Source organism: Streptacidiphilus melanogenes (assembly GCF_000787835.1).
GTDB lineage: Bacteria > Actinomycetota > Actinomycetes > Streptomycetales > Streptomycetaceae > Streptacidiphilus > Streptacidiphilus melanogenes.
Map to the genome: position 1 here is coordinate 139,000 of NZ_BBPP01000015.1, position 23,226 is coordinate 162,225.

A 23,226-nucleotide genomic window follows, 5' to 3' on the forward strand; every position below is an offset into this window, starting at 1 on the left:
CACATGAGAAGCAGACTGTTCCGCGCGGCCCTCGCCGGGACGTCCGTCGCGCTGCTCGCCACCGCCTGCGGCTCGGGCGGCGCGAAGACCCCGGACGCGAAGAGCAACTTCTCCACCGCCCAGGTCACCACCGCGCCCGGCACCAAGCCGCTGACGAGCCTGACCTGGTCCGGCGACTACCGCGCGCCCTACTCCGAGGACCCGGTGAAGACCGCCGACTACCCCGAGGAGACCATCCTCGGCAACGTCTGCGAGCCGCTGATCCGCGTCGCCGCCGACTACAGCCTCCAGCCGGGCATCGCCACGTCCTGGAAGCAGCGGGACGCCGAGCACGTCGTGGTCGAGCTCGACCCGCGCGCCAGGTTCGCCGACGGCAAGCCCGTCACCACGGACGACGTGGTGTACAGCGTGATGCGCAACCTGGACCCGAACGTCGCCAGCAACTACGCCGACTCCTACAACGACCTCGGCAGCGTCAAGGCCACCGGGCCGTCCGAGGTGACCTTCACGCTCACCAAGCCCGACTACATCTTCGACCGCCAACTCGGCATCCTCGGCGCGGCGATCGTGGAGAAGGCCTTCGCCGTCAAGGCCGGGCAGAACTTCGGCAACGCGGGCGTCGGCGTGATGTGCACCGGGCCCTACACCGTCGCCTCCTTCGACGGCAGCAACCAGATGGTGCTGAAGAAGAACCCGAACTACTGGGACCCGAGCCACGCCGGCAAGGCCGACACGGTCACCTTCAAGTTCCTGGCCGACCCCTCCGCGCTCGCCAACGCCCTCTCCTCCGGCGCGCTCCAGGGCGCGTTCAACCTCCAGGCCTCCGTCATCCCGCAGCTCGGCAGGAGCGCCGCGGGCAAGCTCTACATCGGTGGCGCGGGGTCGACCACGCAGAACATCGACCTCATCGTCTCCAGCTTCACCGGCGGGCTCGGCGACGCCCGTACCCGGCAGGCGCTGAGCATGGCCCTGGACCGGATCGGCATCGCCAAGACCCTGGCCGGCGGCGCCGCCGACCCGCTCTACGCCGTGGCCGGTCCCGGCTTCTGGCAGAGCAGCCCGGCCGCCACCACCTACAAGGCCGCCTACGACCGGCTGGCCGCCCAGGGCGTGGACATCGCGGGCGCCACCAAGCTCGTCCAGGCGGCCGGAGCGACCGGCAAGCAGGTCAGCATCGCCTATCCGGCCGGCAACCCGGCCCAGGCCCAACTGGCCGCCGTGATCCAGCAGACCGGGCAGCAGATCGGCCTCAAGGTGCGGATCGTCGGCCTGCCGGACCAGCAGTACGGCAACCTCTTCACCGACCCCAAGGCCCGCAGCGCCTACGACGGCTTCCTGACCATCAACTACATGGAGTTCCCCGAAGCCGCCACCATGTACCAGAGCTACGCCACCAAGGGCGGCGTGCAGAACTTCAACGGCTACGCCAACCCGCAGGTGCAGGCCGACCTGGACGCCGCGCAGGCCACGGACGACCCGCAGGCCCGCGCCGAGGCGGTGCTGAAGGCCCAGGCGATCCTGGACAAGGACCTGCCCTGGATCCCGATCATCGAGCCGCGCGCCCTGCTGTTCCAGAGCAAGGACGTCACCGGCGCGCCGCTGACCTTCTCCTACATGGACAACGCCTGGGTCACCGCCGTGGGGGCGCCCTGATGGCCCGTCTGCTCCTCCACCGCCTCGGCGGGCTGCTGACCACGCTGTTCCTCTCCAGCATCGTGATCTACGGCAGCCTCTACCTCGCCCCCGGCAGCCCCGAGAACGTCATCTTCGGCTCCCGCACGCCCTCGGCCGCCGCCCGCGCGGCCGTCCGGCACCGGCTGCACCTCGACCAGCCGCTGCCGGTCCGCTACTGGGACTGGCTCACCGGCGTCCTGCACGGGGACCTCGGCACCTCGATGGTGACCGGCCAGCCCGTCGCCGACCGGGTCGGCGCGGGGCTCGGCACCACGCTGCTGCTGGTGCTCATGACGATGCTCCTGGTCGTCCTGTTCGGGCTGGCCATGGGCCTGACCGCGGCGCTGCTGCCCGGCCGCGTCGACGGCGCGGTCAACGCGCTGACCTCGGTGTCCGTCACCGTCCCCTCGTTCGTCGCCTCCGCGCTGCTGATCTCCGTCTTCGCGGTCAAGCTGGGGTGGTTCCCCGCCTCCGGCCTCGGTCAGGGGTTCGGCGGCAAGGTCGACGGACTCGTGCTGCCGGCCGTGGCACTGGCAGTCCTGTCCTGCGGTTTCCTGGCCCGGGTCACCCGCAACGCGGTCCGCGACCAGCTGGAGCGCGAGCACGTGCAGACCGCGCTGGTGCGCGGCCTGCCCCGGGCCGTGGTGCTGCGCAGTCACGTGTTGCGCAACGCCCTGCCGCCGATCGTCACCGCGGTCGGCCTGCTGACCGCCGGGACCTTCGCCTCGACCCTGGTCGTCGAGTCCGCGTTCGCGGTGCCCGGGATCGGGCAGCTGACCATCCAGTCGGTCGCGCAGAAGGACTTCCCGGTCGTCCAGGCCGTGGCCCTGCTGCTGGTGGCCGCGTTCGTCGTCTGCAACGCCGCCAGCGACCTGATCCAGGCCGTGGTCGACCCGCGGCTGCGCGAGGCCGGGAGCACGTCATGAACCGCACGAAGCACCTGTGGAAGCGCCTGAACACGACCCTGGGCCGCTCGGGGATGCTGTCGGCGGCCTTCTTGGCCGTCGTCCTGCTCGCCGCGATCCTGGCCCCGCTGGTCGCGCCCGCCGACCCCAACCAGTCCAGCCTGCTGGACGCCTACGCCGGGCCCTCCGGCGCGCACCTGCTCGGCGCGGACGGCATCGGCCGCGACCTGCTCTCCCGGCTGATCTTCGGCGCGCGCACCTCGCTGCTCGGCCCCGCGCTCGTCGTCGGCGTCTCGCTGCTGCTGGGCATCCCGCTGGCGCTGCTGGCGAGTTGGTACGGCGGCTGGGTGGACGGCGTGATCGCCCGGGTCTTCGACCTGGTCTACGCGCTGCCCGGCCTGCTGCTCGCGGTGCTGACGGTCGCGCTGTTCGGCCCCGGCCTCACCCCGGCCGTCGTCGCCCTCTCGATCGCCTACATCCCGTTCCTGGCCCGGATCGTGCGGGCGGCGGCCCGGCAGCAGCGGGTCAGCCCGTACGTGGACGCCCTCGCGGTACAGGGCTTCGGGGTGCTGCGGATCACGGTCCGGCACATCCTGCGCAACATCGTGCCGGTCGTCGTCGGCCAGGCCGCGATCGCCTTCGGCTACGCGCTGCTGGACCTCGCCTCGCTCTCCTACCTGGGCCTGGCCGTCCAGGCGCCGACGGCCGACTGGGGCGTCATGGTCAGCGACAGCGACGCGCTGCTCAAGGGCTACTGGTTCCAGGTGCTGGCGCCCGGCCTGCTGATCGTGCTCACGGTCCTCGCGCTGACCGTGCTCGGCGCCCGCATCAGCGGCGAGAAGCCGCCGGGCTACCTGCGCCGGAAGCGCCCGGCGCAGACCGCCGCCCCCGCAGACGCCTCGGGGAACGACCGCACCACCGTGGGAGCCGCCGCATGACCGCACCCCTGCTCGAACTGTCCGGGCTCACCGTGGACGTGGCCACCGAGGACGGCGGCAGCCGGACCCTGCTGGACGGCGTCGACCTCTCGCTCGCCCCCGGCGAGGCGCTCGGCCTGGTCGGCGAGTCCGGCTCGGGCAAGTCGATGACCATGCGCGCCGTCACCCGCCTGCTGCCGCGCGCCGCCTCCGCGTCCGGTTCGATCCGCTTCGAGGGCGCGGACGTGCTGGGCATGAACGCCGGCGAGCTGCGCCGCTACCGCGACGGCGGGGTCGGCCTGGTCTTCCAGGACCCGCGCGCCCACATCAACCCCACCCGCCGCATCGGCGCGTTCCTCACCGAGGCGCTGGTGCGCAACCGCGGCGTCGGCCGGCGCGAGGCGCTGGCGCGGGCCGCGGCAGTACTGGCCGAGGTCGGCATCGACGACCCGCAGCGCCGACTCGGCCAGTACCCGCACGAGGTGTCCGGCGGCATGCTGCAACGCGTCATGATCGCATCCGTGCTGCTGGCCGAGCCGCGCCTGATCCTGGCGGACGAGCCCACCACCGCGCTCGACGTGACCATCCAGCGCGAGGTCGTCGCGATCCTGGACCGGCTGCGGCGGGAGCGGGGGATGGGCATGGTCTTCATCACCCACGACCTCGACCTGGCCCTGGCGGTCTGCGGCCGGGTCGCGGTGATGTACGCGGGCCGGATCGTCGAACTGCGCTCGGCGGACACCCTGCACGAGCGGGCCGCGCACCCCTACACGCTCGGGCTGCTCGGCTCCCGCCCGTCGATCGACGCGCGCGCCGAACGGCTGTCGGCCATCCCCGGCCGTCCCGTCTCCGCCTTCGAGTCCGGGCCCGGCTGCGCGTTCGCGCCGCGCTGCTCCTTCGCGACGGCCGGATGCGAGAGCGAGCCGCCCGCGCCGACGGAGTTCGACGGCGGGCTGGTGCGCTGCGCGCGCGTCGAGGAGATCCACGCGGCACGGATGGAGGCGAAGGCATGAAAGCGGTCGAGGGCGCCGGCAGCGTCGAGGACACGGACGCCGTCGAGGGCTGTGACGCCGTCGCGGCAAGGGGCCTGAACAAGCACTTCAAGGCCCACCACGCCGTTGTGGACGTCGACTTCGACGTCCCGGCAGGCGGGTCACTGGGCATCGTGGGGGAGTCCGGGTCGGGCAAGACCACGATCGCCCGGATGCTCGTCGGCCTGGAACGGCCCAGCGGCGGCACGATCACCGTGATGGGACGCGACCGCAGCCGCCCGGCCCGCGGCGCGAGGGAACGCGGCCGCCGGGCGCGGGAGCTGCAGATCGTCTTCCAGGACCCCTACACCTCCCTTGACCCCAGTCAGTCCGCCCGCGCGGCCGTCGAGGAGGTCCTGCGCCACCACGGACGCGACCTCTCCCTCGCGCAGGACCTGGTCGACCAGGTCGGCCTGACCGAGCGCCAGTCCCACGCCCGCCCGCGCGACCTCTCCGGCGGCCAGCGTCAGCGCGTCGCCATCGCGCGGGCTCTGGCGGCCTCGCCGAAGGTGCTGATCCTCGACGAGGCCGTCTCGGCCCTGGACGTCTCCATCCAGGCCCAGGTGCTCAACCTGCTGGCCGACATCCGGGCCGAGACGGGGATCGCCTACCTGCTCATCTCCCACGATCTCGCCGTGGTCCGCCAGCTCTGCGACACCGTCCTGGTGCTGCGCCGCGGCCGCGTCGTGGAGCAGGGGGAGTGCGACCGGGTGCTCGACGACCCCGCCGAGGACTACACCCGGGCCCTGCGCGAGGCCGTGCCCGTCCCGGGGTGGACCGTGAACGCGTAAGGCCTGTCCCGTTGTTCAGCCCGCCGGTGTCACGGTGACCGTCACCGTCGCCCCGGCGGGCACGGTCACCTCCGCCGTGCCGTACCAGCCGGCCCGGGGCTGCCGCAGCTCGATCCTGGCGTGCCGGGGGCCCGTCACGGCCACGGAGGCGCCGCTCGCGTAGACGCTCGGGGGCAGCACGATCCTGGTGGGCAGGTGTCCGGTGGCGCGGTAGCGCAGGGTGTAGGTCCGTGTCGCCGGATCGTAGGACTCGGTGGGCGCGGATCCCGCCAACTCCCGTGCGTACGGGGCGAACACGGGCGCGTCGCCCGGGTGGGGAGTCCCGTCGGGGCCGAGCGGCGTGTAGCCGCCGGTGCCCTTGCCCCAGTACCACATGGTCCAGCCGGCGGCGAACTGCCGCATGGCCGCGACCTGCTGGGCCACCAGCTGGGTGTTGCCCGGCCGGTCGGCGTCCGGCGGGCCCCACTCGCCGACCAGGACGGGCATCCTGTGGGCCTGCGGGTAGGCGGTGATGGCCGCGACGTAGTTCTGGACGAACCCGTCCGACGGGTCCCAGTCCTGGCCGTTCTCGACGCTGGTGTCGTAGAAGTGCGGCGCGTAGCCGATCCGGGCTGCGCCGTGGCGGGGGTCGGCGAAGCCGGGGAGCCGGGTCGGCACCCCCTCACCGACCAGGACCGTGGGCTCGACGAAGATCCACGAGGACGGGTCCACGCCGCGCACCGCGCCGATCAGCCGCCGGTACATCGCGGCCAGCCGCCCCTGCTCCAGCGCGGCGGACGCGGCGATCTGGTCGGCCGGGTCCGTCGGGTCGCCCGCGATGGGGCCAGAGGGCTCGTTGAACAGGTCGTAGCCCAGCAGCGAGCGGTGGCCGCGCAGTTCCCGGGCCACGTGGGCGTAGAAGTCCTCCTGGGCCCGCCGCAGGTCGGGGTCGTCGTAGAGGTGCTGGAAGGCGCGCTGGACGGCGGGCTGGAAGTATCCGGCGAACCAGTCGTCGGGGTCGGCGACGAAGGGGAGGCCGTCGTCGCGGGTGGCCCAGAGCGGTGCGCCGTCCTGGCCGCCGCCGTACTTGGGGCCGAAGACGTCCTGGTGGAAGTCGACGACGACACGCAGCCCGTAGCGGTCGGCGGCGTCCATCAGCTGCCGCAGCTTGCGGAACTCGGCCTCGTCGTAGCGGCCGCGCTGCGGCTCCAGCCGGGCCCAGGTGATGTCGAGGCGGATGAGGTCGAAGCCCTCGGCGGCGATGGCGCGGATGTCGGCGGGGGTCGTCTCGTCGTACTTGTCGACATTGAAGCCGCGCAGGCCGAGCACGCGGCCGTGGCCGTCCGTGAAGGACACGGGCGCGGCGGCGGCCCGGCCGGTCGGCGCGGCCGAAGCCGTCGCGGGGGCGGCGCAGAACGCGGCGGACAGGGCGGCGGAGAGGGCGATGGTCGCCGCCACGAAACGGGAGCGGGCGCGCAAGGGCACCTCCGGAGGAAGAGGTCGGATGGCCGCCGATCATGCTCCGGGGAGCTCGCATCCGCAAGGCTAATGCGAGCATTACTCATGTTCATTTTTCGCCGAGTCTCGTCGATACTCGTGCCATGAGCCCAGCCGCGCCCGCCGGGGCACTCGATGTCGACCTCGATCCTGCTCGCCTCCGCGCCTGGTGGGCGCACCGCCAGGGCCTCGACGGCGCCCTGCGCGGCGCGGACGCGGCCGAGGTGCTCCGGCGCACCGGCTGGGCCCGGTCCGTCGGCGGCGCCGCGCCGTACCTCGGGCTCTTCGCCCGGGCCGGGCTGGGGCGTGACGCCGTGGACGCGGCCGTCGCCGCGGTGGAGATCCACGAGCTGCCCTCCGCCCGCGGCTGCACCTACGTGCTGCCCGCCGAGGACTTCGCCCTCGGCCTGGCCGCCGGTGCCGGAGCTCCTGCCGGGGAGGTCGCCTCCGCGCGCAAGCACCTCGGCGTCACCGATGCGGAGATCGAGACGCTGGGCAAGGCCGTCCTGGCCGCGCTGGACGGGGCCGCCGCGCCGCTGGACCCCGCTGCGATCAAGGACCTGGTCGGCGACGCCGTCCGCAGCCTCGGCGAGGCAGGCCGCAAACGCGGCGTCTCGACGACGCTCCCGCTCTCCCTCGGGCTGCTCCAGGCGTCCGGCGAGATCCGCCGCGTGCCCGTCAACGGCCGCCTCGACCAGCAGCGTTACGGCTACGTCCGGTGGACGCCGCCGACAGCCGACTTCGCCGACGCCGACGTCGAGCTGGCCCGCCGCTACGTCGCCTGGGCGGCGCCCGCCTCGCTCGCGCACTTCCGCTGGTTCTCCGGCTTCACCGCGGCCCGTGCCAAGGCGGCCCTGGCCCCGCTCGGCCTGCTGCCCGTCGCCGGGACCGACCTGCTGCTGCCGCCGGAGCTCGCCGACGCCTTCGCGGCGTTCCGCCGCCCAGACGAGCCGGAGTACGCGCTGCTCGCCGGGATCGACGGCCTGCACCTGCTGCACCGCGACCTGGCGCGCCTGGTCGACCCGGCGGACGCCGGGCGGCCGGTGCCCGGCGCTCAGGCGGGCCGGGTCTTCGGTGGCGACGCCGATCCGCAGTGCCACCTGGTCGTCGACCGGGGCCGGATCGTCGGCTTCTGGGAGTTCGACCCGGACGCAGACGAGCTGGTCCACGACCTGTTCGTGCCCAGGGACGCGGCCCTCGACGAGGCGCTCGCGCGCACCTTGGCCTTCGTCCGCGACGAACTCGGCGATGCCCGCGGCTTCAGCCTCGACTCCCCGAAGAGCCGCGCCCCCAAGCTCGCCGCCCTGCGCGAGGCGGGCCGAGCCTGAGGCGACGCGCCGGTCGCGCCCACCGCCCTGCGCTCCGGTGGCGCAGCACCGCTGTCGGCCGCGCGCCCGGCGGGGGGTTCGTCGGCGGGTGGCCGCCGTCCAGGCTCGACAGAGATCGCCGAGCGCCGAACCTGCCGCAGGGCTGACAGCGACGGATGGCGCACCTATGCTGACGCCACGTCTTACAAGCCACTGTCACCAGCCCGCTCGGGCCGACCCGCGACGGGGGATCGATGGAGGAGCCGACCGGTCGGCCGCTCAGTCCGGTCGTGCGCTACACCATGGTGGTGCCGCTCACGCTCGGAGCGGTCTACGCCGCCCTGCTGCTCACGCTCGCCTCCTCGCACACCGGTGCGCTCTTCGCCTGGACCATGTCGCCGGTCAGCGCCGCCCTCATCGGCGCCGGCTACGCCGGCAGCTGCGCGATGCTCTGGCTCTGCGGCGCCCGTGCCCGGCAGTGGACCCACGCCCGGGTCACCGTGCTCAGCTCCTCGCTGTTCATGCTGCTGATGCTGGCCGCGCTCCTGCTCGACCACGGCACGCTGCACCTCCGGGGCGGTCAGGTCTTCGGGGTGCTGGCCGCGTTCGGGTGGTTCGGGGTGCATCTCGTCGCGCCGCCGGTCGGTGCGGTCGGACTCGGGGCGCAGTGGCTGGCCGCCAGGGGCGGGGCACCGGAGCGCCCCGGGGCGATGCCCTGGTGGATCGCGCTGCCGACGTTCTGCTCCGGCCTCTTCCTCACGGTCGTCGGCGTGCTGCTCTTCGTCTCGCCCGACGGGCCCGCCCGGCACTGGCCGTGGGCGGTCAGCCCGCTCGACGTGCGGGTCCTGGCGGCGTTCGGGCTGACGTTCGGAGCGGCGATGCTCGGCACGGTCCGCGAACGCGAGCTGCGCCGGGTGAACCACGGCATGGTCGCGATGGTCGTCACCGGTCTGCTCGGCCTGATCGGCCTGTTCCGCTACGCGGGCCAGGTGCGCTGGTCGTCCGTCGGCGCCTGGGGCGTGGTGGCGGTGCTGATGCTCTTCCTGGGCATGGGCCTGGCCGGCCTGGGCCTGGCCGCGGCGCTCCCGGAAGCACTGCCGCCGACCTCGCACGCCCCCTCCACGACCCCGTCCACCGGTGCGGGCAACCCCGCCTGAGTAGGTGTCAGTGGTCCGGGGTAGGCTTCGCAACCGGAGATACTTGCACACCGACCTCACGGGGCGGATAGGCTTCGCACCACGGCCCTGGTGCCTTGCAAGGGGTGGGACATGGAACAGATGCAACACGTGCGCAGTCGGCCGCGCATTCCCGCGGTCCAGTGCGGCACGGGTGCGGCGAGCCGCAGGCTCGACCGGCACCTCTCGGTGCTGGGCGCGCCCGCGCTGACCCAGATCGAGGTCGCCGAGGCGGTCGGGCTGATAAGGGAGCTGACGCCGCGTGGCGTCGGTGCCCCCTCGATGTCCTCGTCCGCCCGTCCGAACCGCTTCTCGCGCACGGTGCTCCTCGCGCCGCTGCGCCGGCTCAAGCGCTCGCTGTTCGGCAGCAAGGGTCGGTAGACCCCGCTCGCCTCTCCGGGCAGGCCACGTCCGCTAGTCGGCCGTGGCCTGCTTCAGCACGACCTGGTACGCCTTCTCCTCACCCCGCTCCGCCAGCCGCCAGCCGGCCTCGGTGCGCACCAGCCGGTCCACGTACCAGAGCCCGCACTGGAGCAGTCCGCCGTCGTCCGGCAGCGGCATCGGGTTGTGGCACATGGTCCGCGCGGTCGCGCGGTCGCCGTCCAGCTCGATGATCATGTTGGCCACCAGGTGCTGCGTGGCCGGGAAGAGCGGCAGCACCTCCTCCAGGAACGCGCAGACCTCCGGCACGGTCCCCCTGGGGCCGCCCATCGCGGAGTAGTCGACGACGGCGTCCTCGGTGAAGACGTCCTTCAGGGCCGCCCAGTCGCGGCTGTCCACGGCGTGCGCGTACCGCGCGAAGAGCTCCTGGATCTCCAGACGGTCCGACATCTCCTGCAGCGTCAGCATGCGGGCCAGTGTGGGGGCGAGGCCGGGAGAAGAGAAGGCGTGTGCCCGCCCGAACGGTCTAGCGCGGCAGGCGGTGCACGAACGTCGATCCTACGTTCGGAGGCAGAGGCCCGCGTCGGTCGCGGGCTCCTCCGAAGGAGAGGCGCCACCCCATGCTCACTCCCCGACGCCCGACGACGATCCTGCTGTGCGCGCTGACCGCCGCCACCCTGGCGTCGACTGCGGCCTGTTCCAGCGGCACCAAGAACGCCGTCTCCGGTGTCGTCAGCCAGGGCGCGTCCGCGGCCAGGAGCGCGGCGGCGGGCGTCGCCTCCAGCGCGGCGGCCAAGGCGTCCAGCGCGGCCGCCAGCGCGCTGGCCAGCGTCTCGGCGCAGGCGTCCAGCGCGGCCGCGAGCGTGCTGGCGAGCGTCTCGGCCGGGGCGGTGCAGAAGAACGTGACACAGGGCGCCTACTGCGCGCCGGACGGCGCATCGGGTGCCACCAGCGCCGGTGTGGCGATGACCTGCAAGAAGGACTCCGCGGGCAAGGACCGCTGGACCCCGGCGGCCAACCCGTCCGCGAGCGCGGCCGCCGGGCAGTTCTGCTCCCCGTCCGGTGCGACGGCGACCGGGAGCGGCGGCGCGAAGCTGGTCTGCAAGGCGGGCTCGGACGGCCGTAACCGCTGGACGGTGCAGTGACGTCGACGCCTACTCCAGCGGCACGGTGACCGCCGACGGGCCCTCGAAGGTCAGCTGCTCGCCCGCGCTGTCGTGGGTGAGGTAGAGCGGGTCGACCCCGTCGACCACCAGGGCGAGGCGGTGGCCGGCCGGGACGTCGTAGGCGGTGGCCTGCAGGGCGAGGTCCGCGTCGAAGACCTGTCCCGGCGTCCGGTCCAGGAAGGTGTACGGGGCCTGGGTGACCAGCCTGCCCACCCCCAGCGGGTCGACGTCGTACAGGTAGGCGACGAAGCTGCCCGTGCCCCGGTTCGACCGGAGCCGCAGGCTCAGCCGCACCTCGCCGCGGATTCGCTGCCCCACGGGCTCCGGGCCGGTCTGCCACACGTCGCAGAGAGCGCGGGGGAGCAGCGGCACCGAGACGAGCGGCGGTAGCTTCAGGACCTGCTCGGAGAGCCCGCTGACGACGACCATGCCGCCGTCCGCACCGGAGTCGGCCCAGGTGCCGAAGGTCCTCGACCAGCCGGCGGCGGGCGCCGGGCCCAGGGAGCCGGTGCCCCACCGGTCGGCCGGGCCCGGGTGCAGCGTCGTGGGGTGCGAGCCGACGGCCGACCAGCTGGGGAAGGACTCGGTGTAGTCCTGCAGTTGCGGCTGGAGCCGCACCTGCGGCTCGCCCGTGACGCCGTTGTCCGCGCCCTTGAGGTAGTGGTCCAGCCAGGCCCGCGCCGAGGACCAGGTGGTGTTCGGCAGGCCGAGCAGGCCCGTCAGCTCGGCGGTCGCATGGTCGCCGGGGCGCAGCTCCAGACGCTTGGGGCCCTGCAACCGCTGGAAGAACGGGATCAGCTGGTTCGGCGGGAAGATGCTGTCGCCCCAGGCGTTGGCCAGCATGACCGCGGGGTGGTTGGCGTTGATCCGGTCGAGGTACGTCTGTGGCGAACGTTCGCGCGCCCACGCTTTGACGGCCTGTTCGGCCGGCCGGTCGCTGCCGAAGAACTCCGACAGGACCTGCCGGAACCCGCTCGACGGACGCCCGGTCAGGCCACCGAGGAGGGCGAGCACGGCCGTGCTCTGCAGGTGCTGGGTCTCGTCGCCGTAGAGGGAGCCGACGAGGTCGGCCCAGCCGCTCATGGCGACGACGGCCTTGATCCGCGGGTCGAAGGCCGAGCCCAGCAGCCCGATGCCCGCGCCGTAGGAGATGCCCGCGGTGCCGATGTGCTCCGGATCGGCGTCGGTGTGGACGAGCGACCAGTCGATGACCTTCGACAGGTCCGCCCTCGACTGCGGGCCGGCGACGTCGATCGTGCCGCCGGAGCCCCAGAAGCCGCGCGGGGTGTAGCTGACGACGACGTAGCCGGAGGCGGCCAACTGCTCTGCCGGGACCAGGTACTCGAGGTCGTCGAGGGCCCAGCTGGCCGGCATGACGACCAGGGGGTGCCGCACGGCGCCGTCGCTCGGTGCGATCACGTTCGCCTCGAGCCTGACGCCGCCCGCGCCCGGGATGTCGACGAACCGCAGGGTCGGGGCGGCCGCGGCGACGTCCGCCAGGGGCGAGGCCGTGGCCGTCGGTGCCGCCACGCCCGGTCCGGCCAGGGCGACCGCGGCGAGCGCCGCAGCGGTCAGGCGTCGGGCGGAGCGGTGGCGCGAGGGCATGGGGCTCTCCAGTCGGCGTCGTCGGATGACGATCCGATAACGACGGCCGGAGAGCTGCGGTCACTACGGCCAGAGCCGCTCGCGCAGCCACGGCCCGCCGGCCCGATCCGCGCGGTACCGCAGCCGGATGTGCCCGCGACCGGGCACGCCCTGCCAGAACTCCACCGAGCGCGGGCTGAGCGTGAACAGCGCGTGCAGCGGGTCCACCGTGCCCGGGTCGGCCTCGACCCGGGCGAGGGCGTCCTCGAAGGCACGGGGGAGCGCGGCCGGATCCGTGAGCACCTCGCTCTGGCGCCCGACCAGGCTGGCCGCCCGTGATCCCGGCAGGCGGTCGAGGAAGTCCCGGGTGGTCGTCTCCGCGTCCGCCCGGACGACGGGGCCCCGGACGCGGATCTGGCGGCCCTGCTCGCGCCAGTGGAAGAGGACGGCGGCCTGCGGCTGCCCGGCGAGCTGGCGGCCCTTGGGGCTGTCCGCGTTCGTGGCGAAGGTCCAGCCGGCCTCGGTCGCGTCCCGCAGGGCCACGACGCGCAGGTCCGGACAGCCGTCCGCGTCGACGGTGGCGAGCGTCATGGCGTGCGGTTCGCGCACGCCCGCGACCAGGGCCTCGGTCAGCCAGGCGAGGAAGAGCGGGAACGGTTCTTCGGGCGCCGCCTCCGCGTCGAAGCCCGGCAGTTCGCCCGCGAGCATCGGCACGCCGAACAGCAGCGCCCGGACGGTCGGCCCGGTCGGGCCGCCCGTCCCGCTCACGAGGCGCCCAGGGCGGCGGCGGTGGAGCGGGCCAGCCGCTCCAGGTAGTCGCGGGTCACCGGCTCACGGGTCACGAGCAGGTGCCAGTAGAGGGGACCGGCGATCAGGTCCAGCGCGAGGTCCGGGTCGGTGGAGGCGGGCAGCTCCCCGCGGGCGACGGCGCGGCGCACCAGCGCCGCGCTGCTCTCGCGTTGCGTCTCGCGCAGGGCCAGGGCCAGCGTTCCGGCGATGTCGGGGTTGCGGGCGGCCTCGGCCAGCAGGTCCGGCACGATCTGCGCGGCCAGCGGGTGGCGCAGCAGCCGGTAGACGACCTGGATGAGCAGGCGCAGGTCCTCGTGGAGCGAGCCGGTGTCCGGCAGCAGGATCCCGGCGCTGACGATCTCCGAGACGACATCGATCACCATCGGCAGCTTGGAGCGCCAGCGGCGGTAGACGGCGGTCTTGCCGACGCCCGCGCGCCGGGCCACGGCCTCGATCGACAGGCGGGCGTATCCGGTGGTGGCCAGCTCCTCGAAGACGGCCGCGCGGATGGCCTCCGTCACATCGTCGCGCAGCAGGGCGGCCCCCGTGGGCGGGCGTTTGCCCTCGGCCTGCGCGGCCGATCCCGCAGGCGTCTCCACCTGGGTTTCGGCAACGGCGGCCTGCCCGGACTGTGTTCCCATATGCTCCCCTGTCAGCATTGGTGCGCGCGTGCGGCGGCTCCTGTCGGATCCGACGATACGCCAGCGTTTCGACGCAACGCTTGCGTTTCGTCAGTCGCCACCGTTAGCGTCCTACACAGGATGAGACGATACCGTTCCGTCCTGTCCAGTGGGGCGAAGCTTGGGAGTAGCGTGTCCACGGTGTTTGAGCAGCGGGCGGCCGACGTGGCCGACCCGGACGCGGGCCTCAGTCCCGCGGAACTGGCCGCCAAGTACGGCCTGACCATCAGCGGGCGCCGGCCCAGCCTGGCCGAGTACACCCGGCAGGTGTGGCAGCGGCGCTTCTTCATCGGCGCGTACGCGACCGCCAAGCTCATGGTCCAGTACTCCTCCTCGAAGCTGGGCCAGGTCTGGCAGGTGCTGACGCCGCTGCTCAACGCGGCCGTCTACTACCTGATCTTCGACCTGCTGCTGCACGTCAGCAAGGGCATCCCGGACTACATCCCGTACCTGTGCACGGGTGTCTTCGTCTTCCAGTTCACCCAGGCCGCTGTGCTCTCCGGCACCCGGTCGATCTCCGACAACCTGGGCCTGATCCGGGCGCTGCACTTCCCCCGCGCCTCGCTGCCGATCGCCTTCACGGTCAACCAGCTCCAGCAGCTGATCGTGTCGATGGGCGTCCTCGGCGTGATCGTCCTGGTCAGCGGTCTGCCGGTGACGATGAACTGGCTGCTGATGATCCCGGTCCTGCTGCTGCAGTCGACCTTCAACGCGGGCCTGGCGATGTTCATGGCCCGCATCGGCGCCAAGACCAGCGACATGGCCCAGCTGATGCCGTTCATCATCCGCACCTGGATGTACCTGTCCGGCGTGTTCTGGGCCGTCAACAGCGTCACCGCGAAGCTGCCGCACTGGGCCGGCACGCTGATCGAGGCGAACCCCGCATTGATCTACATCGAGCTCATGCGCTACTCGCTCATGGACTCGGTTCCCGCGAGCAGCCTGCCGCACCACGTGTGGATCATGGCCGCGGCCTGGGCCGTGATTGGCGGCTTCGGTGGTTATGTCTTCTTCTGGAAGGCAGAGGAGGAGTACGGCCGTGGATGACCAGGAGATGATGGACAGCGTGCTGGAGCCCGAGGGGCCCCCGCCGCCGCCCACCGAGAAGATCCCCACGGTGATCGTGGACAACATGCACATCGTGTACAAGGTCTACGGCGCCGGCGCGGGCAAGGGCAGCGCGACCTCCGCGCTGTCGCGGATCGTCCGGCGCAAGTCCTCCCCGGCGCTGACCGAGGTGCACGCCGTCAAGGGCATCAGCTTCACCGCCTACAAGGGCGAGGCGGTCGGCCTGATCGGCTCCAACGGCAGTGGCAAGTCCACGACGCTGGCCGCCATCGCCGGCCTGCTGCCGCCGGCCCAGGGCGCCGTCTACACCGACGGCCAGCCGGCGCTGCTGGGCGTCAACGCCGCGCTGATGAACGACCTCACCGGCGAGCGCAACGTCGTCCTCGGCTGCCTCGCGATGGGCATGACCTACGCCGAGGTGCGCGAGAAGTACCAGGACATCGTCGACTTCTCCGGCATCAACGACAAGGGCGACTTCATCTCGCTGCCCATGCGCACGTACTCCTCCGGCATGGGCGCGCGGCTGCGCTTCGCGATCTCCGCGGCCCGCAGCCACGACGTGCTGATGATCGACGAGGCGCTGTCCACCGGTGACATGGCCTTCCGCAAGCGCAGCGAGGAGCGCATCCGCGAGCTGCGCAAGGAGGCCGGAACGGTCTTCCTCGTCTCGCACAGCAACTCGACGATCCGCGAGACCTGCAACCGCACCATCTGGCTGGAGCACGGTCTGATCCGCGCCGACGGTCCCACCGAGGACGTCGTCAAGGAGTACGAGGACTGGACCAACAAGAAGTAGCCGGGGGCCCGGCGCAGACCGGTTTCACCCGCTTGCCGAAGCCGTGCGCACACCGTCCATAACGATCCGGCAGCCGCCGGGGCCACCCGCCCCGGCGGCTGTCCGTGCGGGGACGTAGGCTGCGGGCATAGGGTATGAACAAGATCGTGTGTACGGCGGGTCAGGGAGCCCGGGGTGCCCAGGCGTGTCCCCTGTGGGCAGCCTGTCAAGATCGGTGTAGAACGGGGGGGTGGCGGTCATGGCGGTGCGCGAGCAGCAGTCGGGTGAACTGATGTCCGATGGGGGATCATCGGGGGCGGTTCTGGACAAGGCGGCGCGGGAGAACTTCCCCGTCGCCCCCTTCTTCCTGCCGCCGGCCATGCGTGCGGGCCTGATGGCCGTCTACGGGTTCGCCCGCCTCGTCGACGACGCGGGCGACGGCGATCTCCCCGACCCGCGCGGCACCGCCGAACTCCTCGGCGTCGAGCCAGTCGAGGCTCAGGCCGGCAGCGAGGAGGACACCGCTTTCCGGCTCGCGCTGCTGGACGCCCTCGACGCCGACGTGGACGCCGCCTTCGAGGCCGTCCTCGGCACCCCCGGCGCGCGGGGTCCGCGGCATCCGCTGATCGCCGCGCTGGTCCCGGTCATCGCGCGGCACGGGCTCACCGTCGAGCCGTTCCGCGGCCTGATCGAGGCCAACCGGATGGACCAGCGGGTCTCCCGCTACGAGACCTTCGACGACCTGATGGCCTACTGCGAGCTGTCCGCCAACCCGGTGGGCCGGCTCGTGCTCCAGCTCGCGGGTCTGGCCACGCCCGAACGGGTGCGCTGGTCCGACGCCGTGTGCAGCGCGCTGCAGGTCGTCGAGCACCTGCAGGACGTCGCGGAGGACCGCGCCCGCGACCGCGTCTACCTGCCCGCGCAGGACATGAGGCGCTTCGGGGTGACGGAGCGGGACCTCGATGCGGCCCGCGCCGGGACGCCCCTGCGCGGCCTGGTGTTGTTCGAGTCGGAGCGCGCCCGCGCGTTGCTGGACGAGGGCTCGCCACTGCTCGACTCCGTCGGCGGGCGGCTGCGGGTACTGCTGACCGGCTTCTCGGCGGGCGGCTACGCCGCCCTCGGCGCGATCTCCGCCGCCGGTTACGACGTCCTGGCCGGCGCGCCCAAGGCCGGCAAGGGCCGCCTCGCCCGCGAGGCGGCCGTCGCCCTGGCGCTCGGCGGCCGCCGCGCCGCCACACGTGGTAGTCGTTCGAAAGGCATGAGGTGAGTCCGCAGAGCATCGGGTCCGGCACGGCCGCGCAGGCACCGTCACCGCAGGTGGCGGCCGCCTACCAGTACTGCGAGGCGGTGACGGGCAGCCAGGCCAAGAACTTCTCGTACGGCATCCGGCTGCTGCCCGCGCCCAAGCGCCGCGCCATGTCCGCGATCTACGCCCTGGCCCGGCGTATCGACGACATCGGCGACGGCGGCTGGTCGGACGAGCGCAAGTTCGCGGAGCTCGGCCGCACCCGCGCGCTGCTGGACGAGATCCGCGAGGGCAAGGTCGAGCCCGAGGACACCGACCCGGTCAAGGTCGCGCTGGCCCACGCCTGCTCGCTGTTCCCGATCCCGCTCGACTGCTTCGACGAGCTGATCGACGGCATGGAGATGGACGTCCGCGGCGCGCGGTACGCCACCTTCGAGGAGCTGCGCCACTACTGCCGCTGCGTGGCCGGCACCATCGGCATGCTGTCGCTGTCCGTCTTCGGCTGCACCGACCCCAAGCGCGGCGCCGAGTACGCCGACACCCTCGGCCTCGCCCTCCAGCTCACCAACATCCTGCGCGACGTCCGCGAGGACGCCGGCAACGGCCGGATCTACCTCCCGGCCGAGGACCTGGCCACCTTCGGCTGCAAGCCGGAGGGCTTCGGCCTCGCCGTCCAGCCCGGGGGACAGGCTGCGCCCGATTCCCCGGCCTCCGGCGAGGACTTCCGCGGCCTGATCCTCTTCGAGGCCCGCCGCGCCCAGGGCTATTTCGACGAGGGCCTGCGGCTGCTGCCGATGCTCGACCGCCGCAGCCGCGCCTGCGTCGGCGCCATGGCCGGCATCTACCACCGGGTCCTCGAGCGGATCATCGCCGAGCCGGAGGCGGTGCTGCGCGGCCGCGTCTCGCTGCCCGGCTGGGAGAAGGCCTACGTAGCACTCTCCGGGCTGGTGGGAGGGCGTTCCTCTTGAAGGACCGTCCGTTCGTGTCGAACCCGTTTGCCCGCCCGACCCGGCGGGGAACCACACGACGCCGTGCCGCGTCGCGGCCCACAGGAGACCGGAAGGGGGGATGGCTCCGATGAACGGGACGCGTCAGGGCAGAGCCCTGGTGATCGGCGGTGGGCTCGCGGGCATCACCGCCGCTCTGCGGCTGGCCGACGCCGGTCTCAAGGTCACCCTGGCCGAGGCCAGGCCGCGCCTCGGCGGCCTCGCCTTCTCCTTCCAGCGCGGCGTGCTGACCGTCGACAACGGCCAGCACGTCTTCCTGCGCTGCTGCACCGCCTACCGCGGCCTGCTGCAGCGGCTCGGCGTCCGTGACGAGGTGATGATCCAGCCCCGCCTGGACGTGCCCGTCCGCGACGTCAACACCGGCCGCGAGGGCAGCATCAGCCGCGACCCGCTGCCCGTCCCGCTGCACCTGGGCCGCGGCCTGCTCCGCTACCCGCACCTCAGCCTCGCCGAGCGCGCCGCCACCGGGCGCGCGGCGCTGGCGCTCAAGCGGCTCGACCTGGCCGACCCGGCACTGGACCGCCGCTCCTTCGCCGACTGGCTGCGCGAGCACGGCCAGTCCGCCCGCGCCGTCGAGGCGCTGTGGGACCTCGTCGGCGTCGCCACCCTGAACGCCACCGCCGAGGAGTCCTCGCTGGCGCTGGCCGCGATGGTCTTCAAGACCGGCCTGCTCACCGATCCGGGCGCCTCCGACATCGGCTTCGCCAAGGTCCCGCTCGGCCGCATCCACGACGACATGGCCCGCGCCGCGCTCAACCGCGCCGGCGTGCGGGTCCTGCTGCGCACCCGCGCGGCGCAGATCACGCCGGGCCCGGACGCCCGGCACGAGGTCCAGCTCGAAGGGGAGCGCCTCGACGGCGGCGCCGAGACCCTGCGCGACCTCGACGCCGTCGTGCTGGCCGTCCCGCAGGACGCCGCGCACGACCTGCTGCCCCCCGGCAGCCTGGACGAGCCCGAGGCGCTGCTCAAGATCGGCTACGCCCCGATCCTCAACGTGCACGTGGTCTACGACCGACCGGTGCTCGACGGGCCGTTCCTGGCTGCGCTCGGCTCGCCGATCCAGTGGGTCTTCGACCGCACCGCGCACTCCGGGCTGCGCGGGCCCGGCCAGTACCTGGCGCTGTCCCAGTCCGCCGTCCGGACCGAGATCGACGAGCCCGTGGCCGTGCTGCGGCAGCGTTACCTGCCCGCCCTGGAGCGGCTGCTGCCGCGCGCCCGCGAGGCCGAGGTCACCGAGTTCTTCGTGACCCGCGAGCGCACCGCCACCTTCGCGCCCACGCCCGGCAACGGTGCGCTGCGGCCGGGCCCGGCCACGGGCACCCCCGGCGTGCACCTGGCCGGCGCGTGGACCGCCACGGGGTGGCCCGCCACCATGGAGAGCGCCGTGCGCAGTGGGACCGCAGCGGCCCGGAACGTCCTGAGGGAGCTGCGATGACCGACATCAAGACCGCTGACACGAGTGACACGAGATACAGCCGAGCGAACGGAGAGGGAACGAGCGTGGTAGCGCGCCCCGATCAGGCACCGACGGCCCGGGCGGAAGACGTGCCCGCCCTGCTGGACCACGGCCGGACCTTGTGCACCCCCGTGCTCCGGGAGGCCGTCTCCCGGCTCGCCGCGCCCATGGACGCCGTCTCCGCCTACCACTTCGGCTGGACCGACGCCGAGGGCAACCCGACCAACGCCGACAGCGGCAAGGCGGTCCGCCCGGCCCTGGCGCTGCTCTCCGCCCGCGCGGCCGGCGCCCCGGCCTCCGTCGGCGTCCCCGGCGGAGTGGCCGTCGAGCTGGTGCACAACTTCTCGCTGCTCCACGACGACCTGATGGACCGGGACGAGACCCGCCGCCACCGCGCCACCGTCTGGACGGTGTTCGGCCCCGCCCAGGCGATCCTGGTCGGCGACGCGATGTTCGCGCTCGCAGGCGAGATCCTGCTGGAGGCCCCCGGCCAGGGCACCGCCTCCGCCGTCGACGCCGGGCGCGCCGTCCACCGCCTGACCGTCGCCACCCGTAAGCTGATCGACGGCCAGGCCCAGGACCTCTCCTTCGAGCACCGCGACCGCGTCAGCGTGGAGGAGTGCCTGGAGATGGAGGGCAACAAGACCGGCGCGCTGCTCGCCGTCTCGGCCTCCATCGGCGCCGTCCTGGCCGGCATGGACGACCAGGGCGCCGACGCGCTGGAGCGCTACGGCTACCACCTCGGGCTCGCCTTCCAGGCTGTCGACGACCTGCTCGGCATCTGGGGCGACACCGAGGTCACCGGCAAGCCCAACTTCGGCGACCTGCGCGCCCGCAAGAAGTCCCTGCCGGTCTCCGCCGCGCTGGCCGAGGGCGGCAAGGCCTCGCGCCGTCTGGCCGAGGTGCTGGCCGACCCGGAGGGCCGCGGTGACGAGGACGAGGAACAACTCGCAGTGCGCGCGGCGCTGATCGAGGAGGCGGGCGGCCGCGCCTGGACGGCGGAGGAGGCCCGCCGGCAGCACAGCACGGCGCTGGCTGCCCTCGACGAGGTCGCGATGCCGACGGAGGTGCGCGCGCAGTTCGCGGCACTCGCGGAGTTCGTTGTTGTCAGGGAGAGGTGACGAGATGACAGCATCCCCGGACGGCCGGCTCGACCCACAGTACGAAGCAGAGCCGGCCGCGGAGGGCACCACCACGGAGTCGGAGACGACCCGCCTGGCGCGCGAGACGCTCGCCAGGGCCACCACCCACCTACTCGGCCTCCAGGACGGGACCGGCTGGTGGAAGGGCAACCTGGAGACCAACGTCACCATGGACGCCGAGGACCTGCTGCTCCGTCAGTTCCTCGGGATCCGCACGGAGGAGCAGACGCGCGCGACCGCGGACTGGATCCGCTCGCAGCAGGGGGAGGACGGCACCTGGGCCACCTTCTACGGCGGCCCGTCGGAGCTGTCCACGACGGTCGAGGCGTACGTCGCGCTGAAGCTCGCCGGTGACGACCCGGAGGCGCCGCACATGAAGCGGGCCTCGCGCTGGATCCGCGAGCAGGGGGGTATCGCCGCCACCCGGGTCTTCACCCGGATCTGGCTGGCGCTGTTCGGCTGGTGGCCCTGGGAGCGGCTGCCGGAGCTGCCGCCGGAGGTCATCTTCCTGCCGCGCAACTTCCCGCTCAACATCTACTCGTTCGGCTGCTGGGCCCGGCAGACCATCGTGCCGCTGACGGTCGTCTCCGCACACCGCCCGGTGCGGCCCGCGCCGTTCGGCCTCGACGAGCTGCACACCGACCCGGCCAATCCGTACCGCAGCCGCCCGATCGCGCCCGCCTACACCTGGGACGGCTTCTTCCACCGCCTCGACAAGGCGCTGCACTACTACCACAAGATGCCGGTCAAGTCGCTGCGCCGACTGGCGTTGCAGCAGGCCGCGCGGTGGATCGTCGAGCGGCAGGAGGCCGACGGCTGCTGGGGCGGCATCCAGCCTCCGGCCGTCTACTCGCTGATCGCCCTGCACCTGCTCGGCTACGACATGGACCACCCGGTCATGAAGGCCGGCCTTGCCGCCTTCGACCGCTTCACCGTCCACACGGACGAGGGCCACCGCTGGATCGAGGCCTGCCAGTCGCCGGTCTGGGACACCTGCCTGGCGCTGATCGCGCTCGCCGACGCGGGCCTCCCGGCCGACCACGAGGCGCTCGTGCGGGCCACCGACTGGCTGCTCGGCGAGGAGGTGCTGCGCCGCGGCGACTGGGCCGTGCAGCGGCCCGACCTCCCGGCCGGCGGTTGGGCGTTCGAGTTCGACAACGACAACTACCCCGACATCGACGACACCGCCGAGGTCGTCCTCGCGCTGCGCCGCGTCGCCCACCCCGAGCCGGGCAAGGTCGCCGGGGCGACCCGCCGCGGCATCGACTGGGTGCTGGGGATGCAGTCCAAGAACGGCGCCTGGGCGGCGTTCGACGTCGACAACACCTCGACGCTGCCGAACAAGCTGCCCTTCTGCGACTTCGGCGAGGTCGTCGACCCGCCGAGCGCGGACGTCACCGCGCACGTCGTCGAGATGCTCGCCGCCGACGGCAAGGCCGGGGACCCGCGCACCCGCCGCGGCATCGACTGGCTGCTGAAGGAGCAGGAGGAGGACGGCTCCTGGTTCGGCCGCTGGGGCACCAACTACGTCTACGGCGTGGGTTCGGTCGTCCCGGCGCTGGTGGCGGCGGGCCTGCCGACGGAGCACCGCTCCGTCCGGCGGGCCGTGGCGTGGCTCACGGAGAAGCAGAACGCCGACGGCGGCTGGGGCGAGGACATGCGCTCGTACCAGGACAAGTCCTGGGCCGGCCGCGGCACGTCGACGGCCTCGCAGACGGCGTGGGCGCTGATGGCGCTGCTGGCCGCCGGCGAGACCGGCGAGGTCGTGGACCGGGGCGTGCGGTGGCTGGCCGAGACGCAGCTGCCCGAGGGCACGTGGGACGAGCCGGAGTTCACCGGGACGGGCTTCCCGTGGGACTTCAGCATCAACTACAACCTCTACCGGCTCGTCTTCCCGGTCACGGCCCTGGGCCGCTACCTGTACGGAACACCGCACCTGACGCCGAGCGAGCTGGACCACGATGCCCTGCGCAACGTCCCGGCCCCGACCGGCGGTGCCTCGGACGCCCCGGCCCCCAGGCGGCTGCTGCCCTCCCTGGCGGGCAGGCGACTTCGATGACCGGCGATAGATCCGCGCCTCTTGTGGCGTGCGCACTCGGGATCGAGGCGCTCGCGCTGCGAGAGGCGCGGCCGGTCAGGACCGGAATGGGACCGGCGCGCGCGGAGCGCGCCATGCGGGAGACACTGCGTGCGCGGGCGCACGCGCCCTCCGCGCTGGTCTTCGCGGGCCTCGGTGCGTCCGTCGTCACGGGAATCCGTCCAGGGGACGTCGTGATCGCCACCGAGGTGCGCGACGATCGTGGCGTGGTCGCGGAAAGCACCCCCAAGCTGCTCGAACAGTCGCTCGTGGAGGCCGGGCTGAGCGTGCACCAGGGGGTGCTCCACTCCAGCGACCACGTGGTGCGCGGAGCCGAGCGCACCCGCCTCGCCGAGGCGGGCATCACCTGCGTGGACATGGAGACCGCCGCCGTCTGCCGCGCCGCGCCGGGCGTGCCCGTGCTGTCCGTCCGCGTCGTCGTGGACACACCCGAGTACGAGCTGGTCCGCCCGGCCACGCTCACGCACGGTATTCGCGCGCTGCGCGCGCTCAAACAGGTCGGGACGGTGCTCGCGACCTGGCACCCGAACGTTGTTGTGGAATGAGGAGCGTCCTGCC

Annotated in this window: 22 protein-coding genes; 17 read left to right on the forward strand and 5 right to left on the reverse strand. The window is 73.0% G+C overall.

The features are described from left to right. Window positions 1–3: 3 nt before the first annotated feature. From TR49_RS18480 to TR49_RS18500, 5 genes are read left to right on the forward strand one after another with little or no spacing between them, the layout of a single operon-like run. The gene (locus tag TR49_RS18480) at window positions 4–1,653 is read left to right on the forward strand and encodes an ABC transporter substrate-binding protein (protein ID WP_042382998.1); all 1,650 of its coding nucleotides are present in this window, start codon (window positions 4–6) and stop codon (window positions 1,651–1,653) included. Then, a complete protein-coding gene (locus TR49_RS18485) occupies window positions 1,653–2,600 on the forward strand; it encodes an ABC transporter permease (protein WP_042382999.1) in 948 nt (315 codons plus the stop codon). The genes TR49_RS18480 and TR49_RS18485 overlap by 1 nt, the downstream gene beginning before the upstream one ends. Continuing rightward, window positions 2,597–3,517 carry an ABC transporter permease gene (locus TR49_RS18490; protein ID WP_063770121.1) on the forward strand — a complete coding sequence of 307 codons (921 nt, stop codon included), beginning with the start codon at window positions 2,597–2,599 and terminating at the stop codon, window positions 3,515–3,517. Before TR49_RS18485 ends, TR49_RS18490 begins: the two co-directional genes overlap by 4 nt. Then, on the forward strand, window positions 3,514–4,509 hold the full coding sequence (locus tag TR49_RS18495; RefSeq protein ID WP_042383000.1) for an ABC transporter ATP-binding protein: 996 nt from the start codon (window positions 3,514–3,516) through the stop codon (window positions 4,507–4,509). The genes TR49_RS18490 and TR49_RS18495 overlap by 4 nt, the downstream gene beginning before the upstream one ends. Next, the gene (locus TR49_RS18500) at window positions 4,506–5,318 is read left to right on the forward strand and encodes an ABC transporter ATP-binding protein (RefSeq protein ID WP_084724995.1); all 813 of its coding nucleotides are present in this window, start codon (window positions 4,506–4,508) and stop codon (window positions 5,316–5,318) included. The genes TR49_RS18495 and TR49_RS18500 overlap by 4 nt, the downstream gene beginning before the upstream one ends. A gap of 15 nt (window positions 5,319–5,333) precedes the next feature. Here TR49_RS18500 and TR49_RS18505 read toward each other — a convergent pair whose 3' ends face one another. Beyond that, window positions 5,334–6,776: a glycoside hydrolase family 5 protein gene (locus TR49_RS18505; RefSeq protein WP_236653423.1), complete on the reverse strand. Its 1,443-nt coding sequence runs from the start codon at window positions 6,774–6,776 to the stop codon at window positions 5,334–5,336. Between the two features lie 122 nt (window positions 6,777–6,898). On the opposite strand from TR49_RS18505, the gene TR49_RS18510 reads away from it, so the two are divergent. From TR49_RS18510 to TR49_RS18520, 3 genes are all read left to right on the forward strand, one after another. Beyond that, window positions 6,899–8,122 carry a DNA glycosylase AlkZ-like family protein gene (locus TR49_RS18510; RefSeq protein WP_042383002.1) on the forward strand — a complete coding sequence of 408 codons (1,224 nt, stop codon included), beginning with the start codon at window positions 6,899–6,901 and terminating at the stop codon, window positions 8,120–8,122. A gap of 233 nt (window positions 8,123–8,355) precedes the next feature. Then, window positions 8,356–9,258: a hypothetical protein gene (locus TR49_RS18515; protein WP_042383003.1), complete on the forward strand. Its 903-nt coding sequence runs from the start codon at window positions 8,356–8,358 to the stop codon at window positions 9,256–9,258. A 111-nt stretch (window positions 9,259–9,369) separates the two neighbouring features. Further along, entirely contained in the window at window positions 9,370–9,657 is a 288-nt protein-coding gene (locus TR49_RS18520) for a hypothetical protein (protein WP_042383004.1), read from the forward strand. 33 nt (window positions 9,658–9,690) lie between these two features. On the opposite strand, the gene TR49_RS18525 is transcribed toward TR49_RS18520, so the two are convergent. Further along, on the reverse strand, window positions 9,691–10,125 hold the full coding sequence (locus tag TR49_RS18525; protein ID WP_042383005.1) for a nuclear transport factor 2 family protein: 435 nt from the start codon (window positions 10,123–10,125) through the stop codon (window positions 9,691–9,693). 152 nt (window positions 10,126–10,277) lie between these two features. On the opposite strand from TR49_RS18525, the gene TR49_RS40075 reads away from it, so the two are divergent. Beyond that, entirely contained in the window at window positions 10,278–10,802 is a 525-nt protein-coding gene (locus TR49_RS40075; RefSeq protein ID WP_052434407.1) for a hypothetical protein, read from the forward strand. Window positions 10,803–10,811: 9 nt separating this feature from the next. On the opposite strand, the gene TR49_RS18535 is transcribed toward TR49_RS40075, so the two are convergent. The 3 genes from TR49_RS18535 to TR49_RS18545 form a co-directional block, all read right to left on the reverse strand. Continuing rightward, window positions 10,812–12,428 carry a CocE/NonD family hydrolase gene (locus TR49_RS18535; protein ID WP_042383006.1) on the reverse strand — a complete coding sequence of 539 codons (1,617 nt, stop codon included), beginning with the start codon at window positions 12,426–12,428 and terminating at the stop codon, window positions 10,812–10,814. Window positions 12,429–12,491: 63 nt separating this feature from the next. Continuing rightward, on the reverse strand, window positions 12,492–13,175 hold the full coding sequence (locus tag TR49_RS18540) for a pyridoxine/pyridoxamine 5'-phosphate oxidase (protein WP_236653424.1): 684 nt from the start codon (window positions 13,173–13,175) through the stop codon (window positions 12,492–12,494). Continuing rightward, a complete protein-coding gene (locus TR49_RS18545) occupies window positions 13,172–13,837 on the reverse strand; it encodes a TetR/AcrR family transcriptional regulator (RefSeq protein WP_084724996.1) in 666 nt (221 codons plus the stop codon). Before TR49_RS18545 ends, TR49_RS18540 begins: the two co-directional genes overlap by 4 nt. A 171-nt stretch (window positions 13,838–14,008) precedes the next feature. Here TR49_RS18545 and TR49_RS18550 point away from each other — a divergent pair, with 171 nt between their 5' ends. From TR49_RS18550 to TR49_RS18585, 8 genes are all read left to right on the forward strand, one after another. Continuing rightward, window positions 14,009–14,923, forward strand: a complete 915-nt coding sequence (locus tag TR49_RS18550; protein ID WP_439654110.1) for an ABC transporter permease — start codon at window positions 14,009–14,011, stop codon at window positions 14,921–14,923. A gap of 10 nt (window positions 14,924–14,933) precedes the next feature. Next, window positions 14,934–15,740 (forward strand): ABC transporter ATP-binding protein, encoded by an 807-nt coding sequence (locus TR49_RS18555; RefSeq protein ID WP_152627336.1) that lies wholly within the window; start codon window positions 14,934–14,936, stop codon window positions 15,738–15,740. Window positions 15,741–15,978: 238 nt separating this feature from the next. Then, a complete protein-coding gene (gene hpnC, locus TR49_RS18560) occupies window positions 15,979–16,986 on the forward strand; it encodes a squalene synthase HpnC (protein WP_236653428.1) in 1,008 nt (335 codons plus the stop codon). Continuing rightward, window positions 16,983–17,933, forward strand: a complete 951-nt coding sequence (gene hpnD / locus TR49_RS18565) for a presqualene diphosphate synthase HpnD (protein WP_236653425.1) — start codon at window positions 16,983–16,985, stop codon at window positions 17,931–17,933. Before hpnC ends, hpnD begins: the two co-directional genes overlap by 4 nt. 100 nt (window positions 17,934–18,033) lie before the next feature. Then, window positions 18,034–19,407, forward strand: coding sequence for a hydroxysqualene dehydroxylase HpnE (gene hpnE, locus TR49_RS18570; RefSeq protein WP_042383009.1), 1,374 nt, complete (start codon window positions 18,034–18,036; stop codon window positions 19,405–19,407). Continuing rightward, window positions 19,404–20,549, forward strand: coding sequence for a polyprenyl synthetase family protein (locus TR49_RS18575; protein WP_084724998.1), 1,146 nt, complete (start codon window positions 19,404–19,406; stop codon window positions 20,547–20,549). Before hpnE ends, TR49_RS18575 begins: the two co-directional genes overlap by 4 nt. A 4-nt stretch (window positions 20,550–20,553) precedes the next feature. Beyond that, a complete protein-coding gene (gene shc, locus TR49_RS18580; RefSeq protein WP_084724999.1) occupies window positions 20,554–22,629 on the forward strand; it encodes a squalene--hopene cyclase in 2,076 nt (691 codons plus the stop codon). Window positions 22,630–22,715: 86 nt separating this feature from the next. Beyond that, the gene (locus tag TR49_RS18585) at window positions 22,716–23,213 is read left to right on the forward strand and encodes a phosphorylase family protein (RefSeq protein ID WP_052434408.1); all 498 of its coding nucleotides are present in this window, start codon (window positions 22,716–22,718) and stop codon (window positions 23,211–23,213) included. Window positions 23,214–23,226 lie beyond the last annotated feature (13 nt).

Excerpts from the sequence above, each read along its gene's own strand:
- TR49_RS18480 (WP_042382998.1), top strand. The coding sequence starts at position 4 with ATGAGAAGCAGACTGTTCCGCGCGGCCCTCGCCGGGACGTCCGTCGCG.
- TR49_RS18485 (WP_042382999.1), top strand. The coding sequence starts at position 1,653 with ATGGCCCGTCTGCTCCTCCACCGCCTCGGCGGGCTGCTGACCACGCTG.
- TR49_RS18490 (WP_063770121.1), top strand. The coding sequence starts at position 2,597 with ATGAACCGCACGAAGCACCTGTGGAAGCGCCTGAACACGACCCTGGGC.
- TR49_RS18495 (WP_042383000.1), top strand. The coding sequence starts at position 3,514 with ATGACCGCACCCCTGCTCGAACTGTCCGGGCTCACCGTGGACGTGGCC.
- TR49_RS18500 (WP_084724995.1), top strand. The coding sequence starts at position 4,506 with ATGAAAGCGGTCGAGGGCGCCGGCAGCGTCGAGGACACGGACGCCGTC.
- TR49_RS18510 (WP_042383002.1), top strand. The coding sequence starts at position 6,899 with ATGAGCCCAGCCGCGCCCGCCGGGGCACTCGATGTCGACCTCGATCCT.
- TR49_RS18515 (WP_042383003.1), top strand. The coding sequence starts at position 8,356 with ATGGAGGAGCCGACCGGTCGGCCGCTCAGTCCGGTCGTGCGCTACACC.
- TR49_RS18520 (WP_042383004.1), top strand. The coding sequence starts at position 9,370 with ATGGAACAGATGCAACACGTGCGCAGTCGGCCGCGCATTCCCGCGGTC.
- TR49_RS18525 (WP_042383005.1), bottom strand. The coding sequence starts at position 10,125 with ATGCTGACGCTGCAGGAGATGTCGGACCGTCTGGAGATCCAGGAGCTC.
- TR49_RS40075 (WP_052434407.1), top strand. The coding sequence starts at position 10,278 with ATGCTCACTCCCCGACGCCCGACGACGATCCTGCTGTGCGCGCTGACC.
- TR49_RS18535 (WP_042383006.1), bottom strand. The coding sequence starts at position 12,428 with ATGCCCTCGCGCCACCGCTCCGCCCGACGCCTGACCGCTGCGGCGCTC.
- TR49_RS18545 (WP_084724996.1), bottom strand. The coding sequence starts at position 13,837 with ATGGGAACACAGTCCGGGCAGGCCGCCGTTGCCGAAACCCAGGTGGAG.
- TR49_RS18555 (WP_152627336.1), top strand. The coding sequence starts at position 14,934 with ATGGACAGCGTGCTGGAGCCCGAGGGGCCCCCGCCGCCGCCCACCGAG.
- hpnC (WP_236653428.1), top strand. The coding sequence starts at position 15,979 with ATGGCGGTGCGCGAGCAGCAGTCGGGTGAACTGATGTCCGATGGGGGA.
- hpnE (WP_042383009.1), top strand. The coding sequence starts at position 18,034 with ATGGCTCCGATGAACGGGACGCGTCAGGGCAGAGCCCTGGTGATCGGC.
- TR49_RS18575 (WP_084724998.1), top strand. The coding sequence starts at position 19,404 with ATGACCGACATCAAGACCGCTGACACGAGTGACACGAGATACAGCCGA.
- shc (WP_084724999.1), top strand. The coding sequence starts at position 20,554 with ATGACAGCATCCCCGGACGGCCGGCTCGACCCACAGTACGAAGCAGAG.
- TR49_RS18585 (WP_052434408.1), top strand. The coding sequence starts at position 22,716 with ATGGGACCGGCGCGCGCGGAGCGCGCCATGCGGGAGACACTGCGTGCG.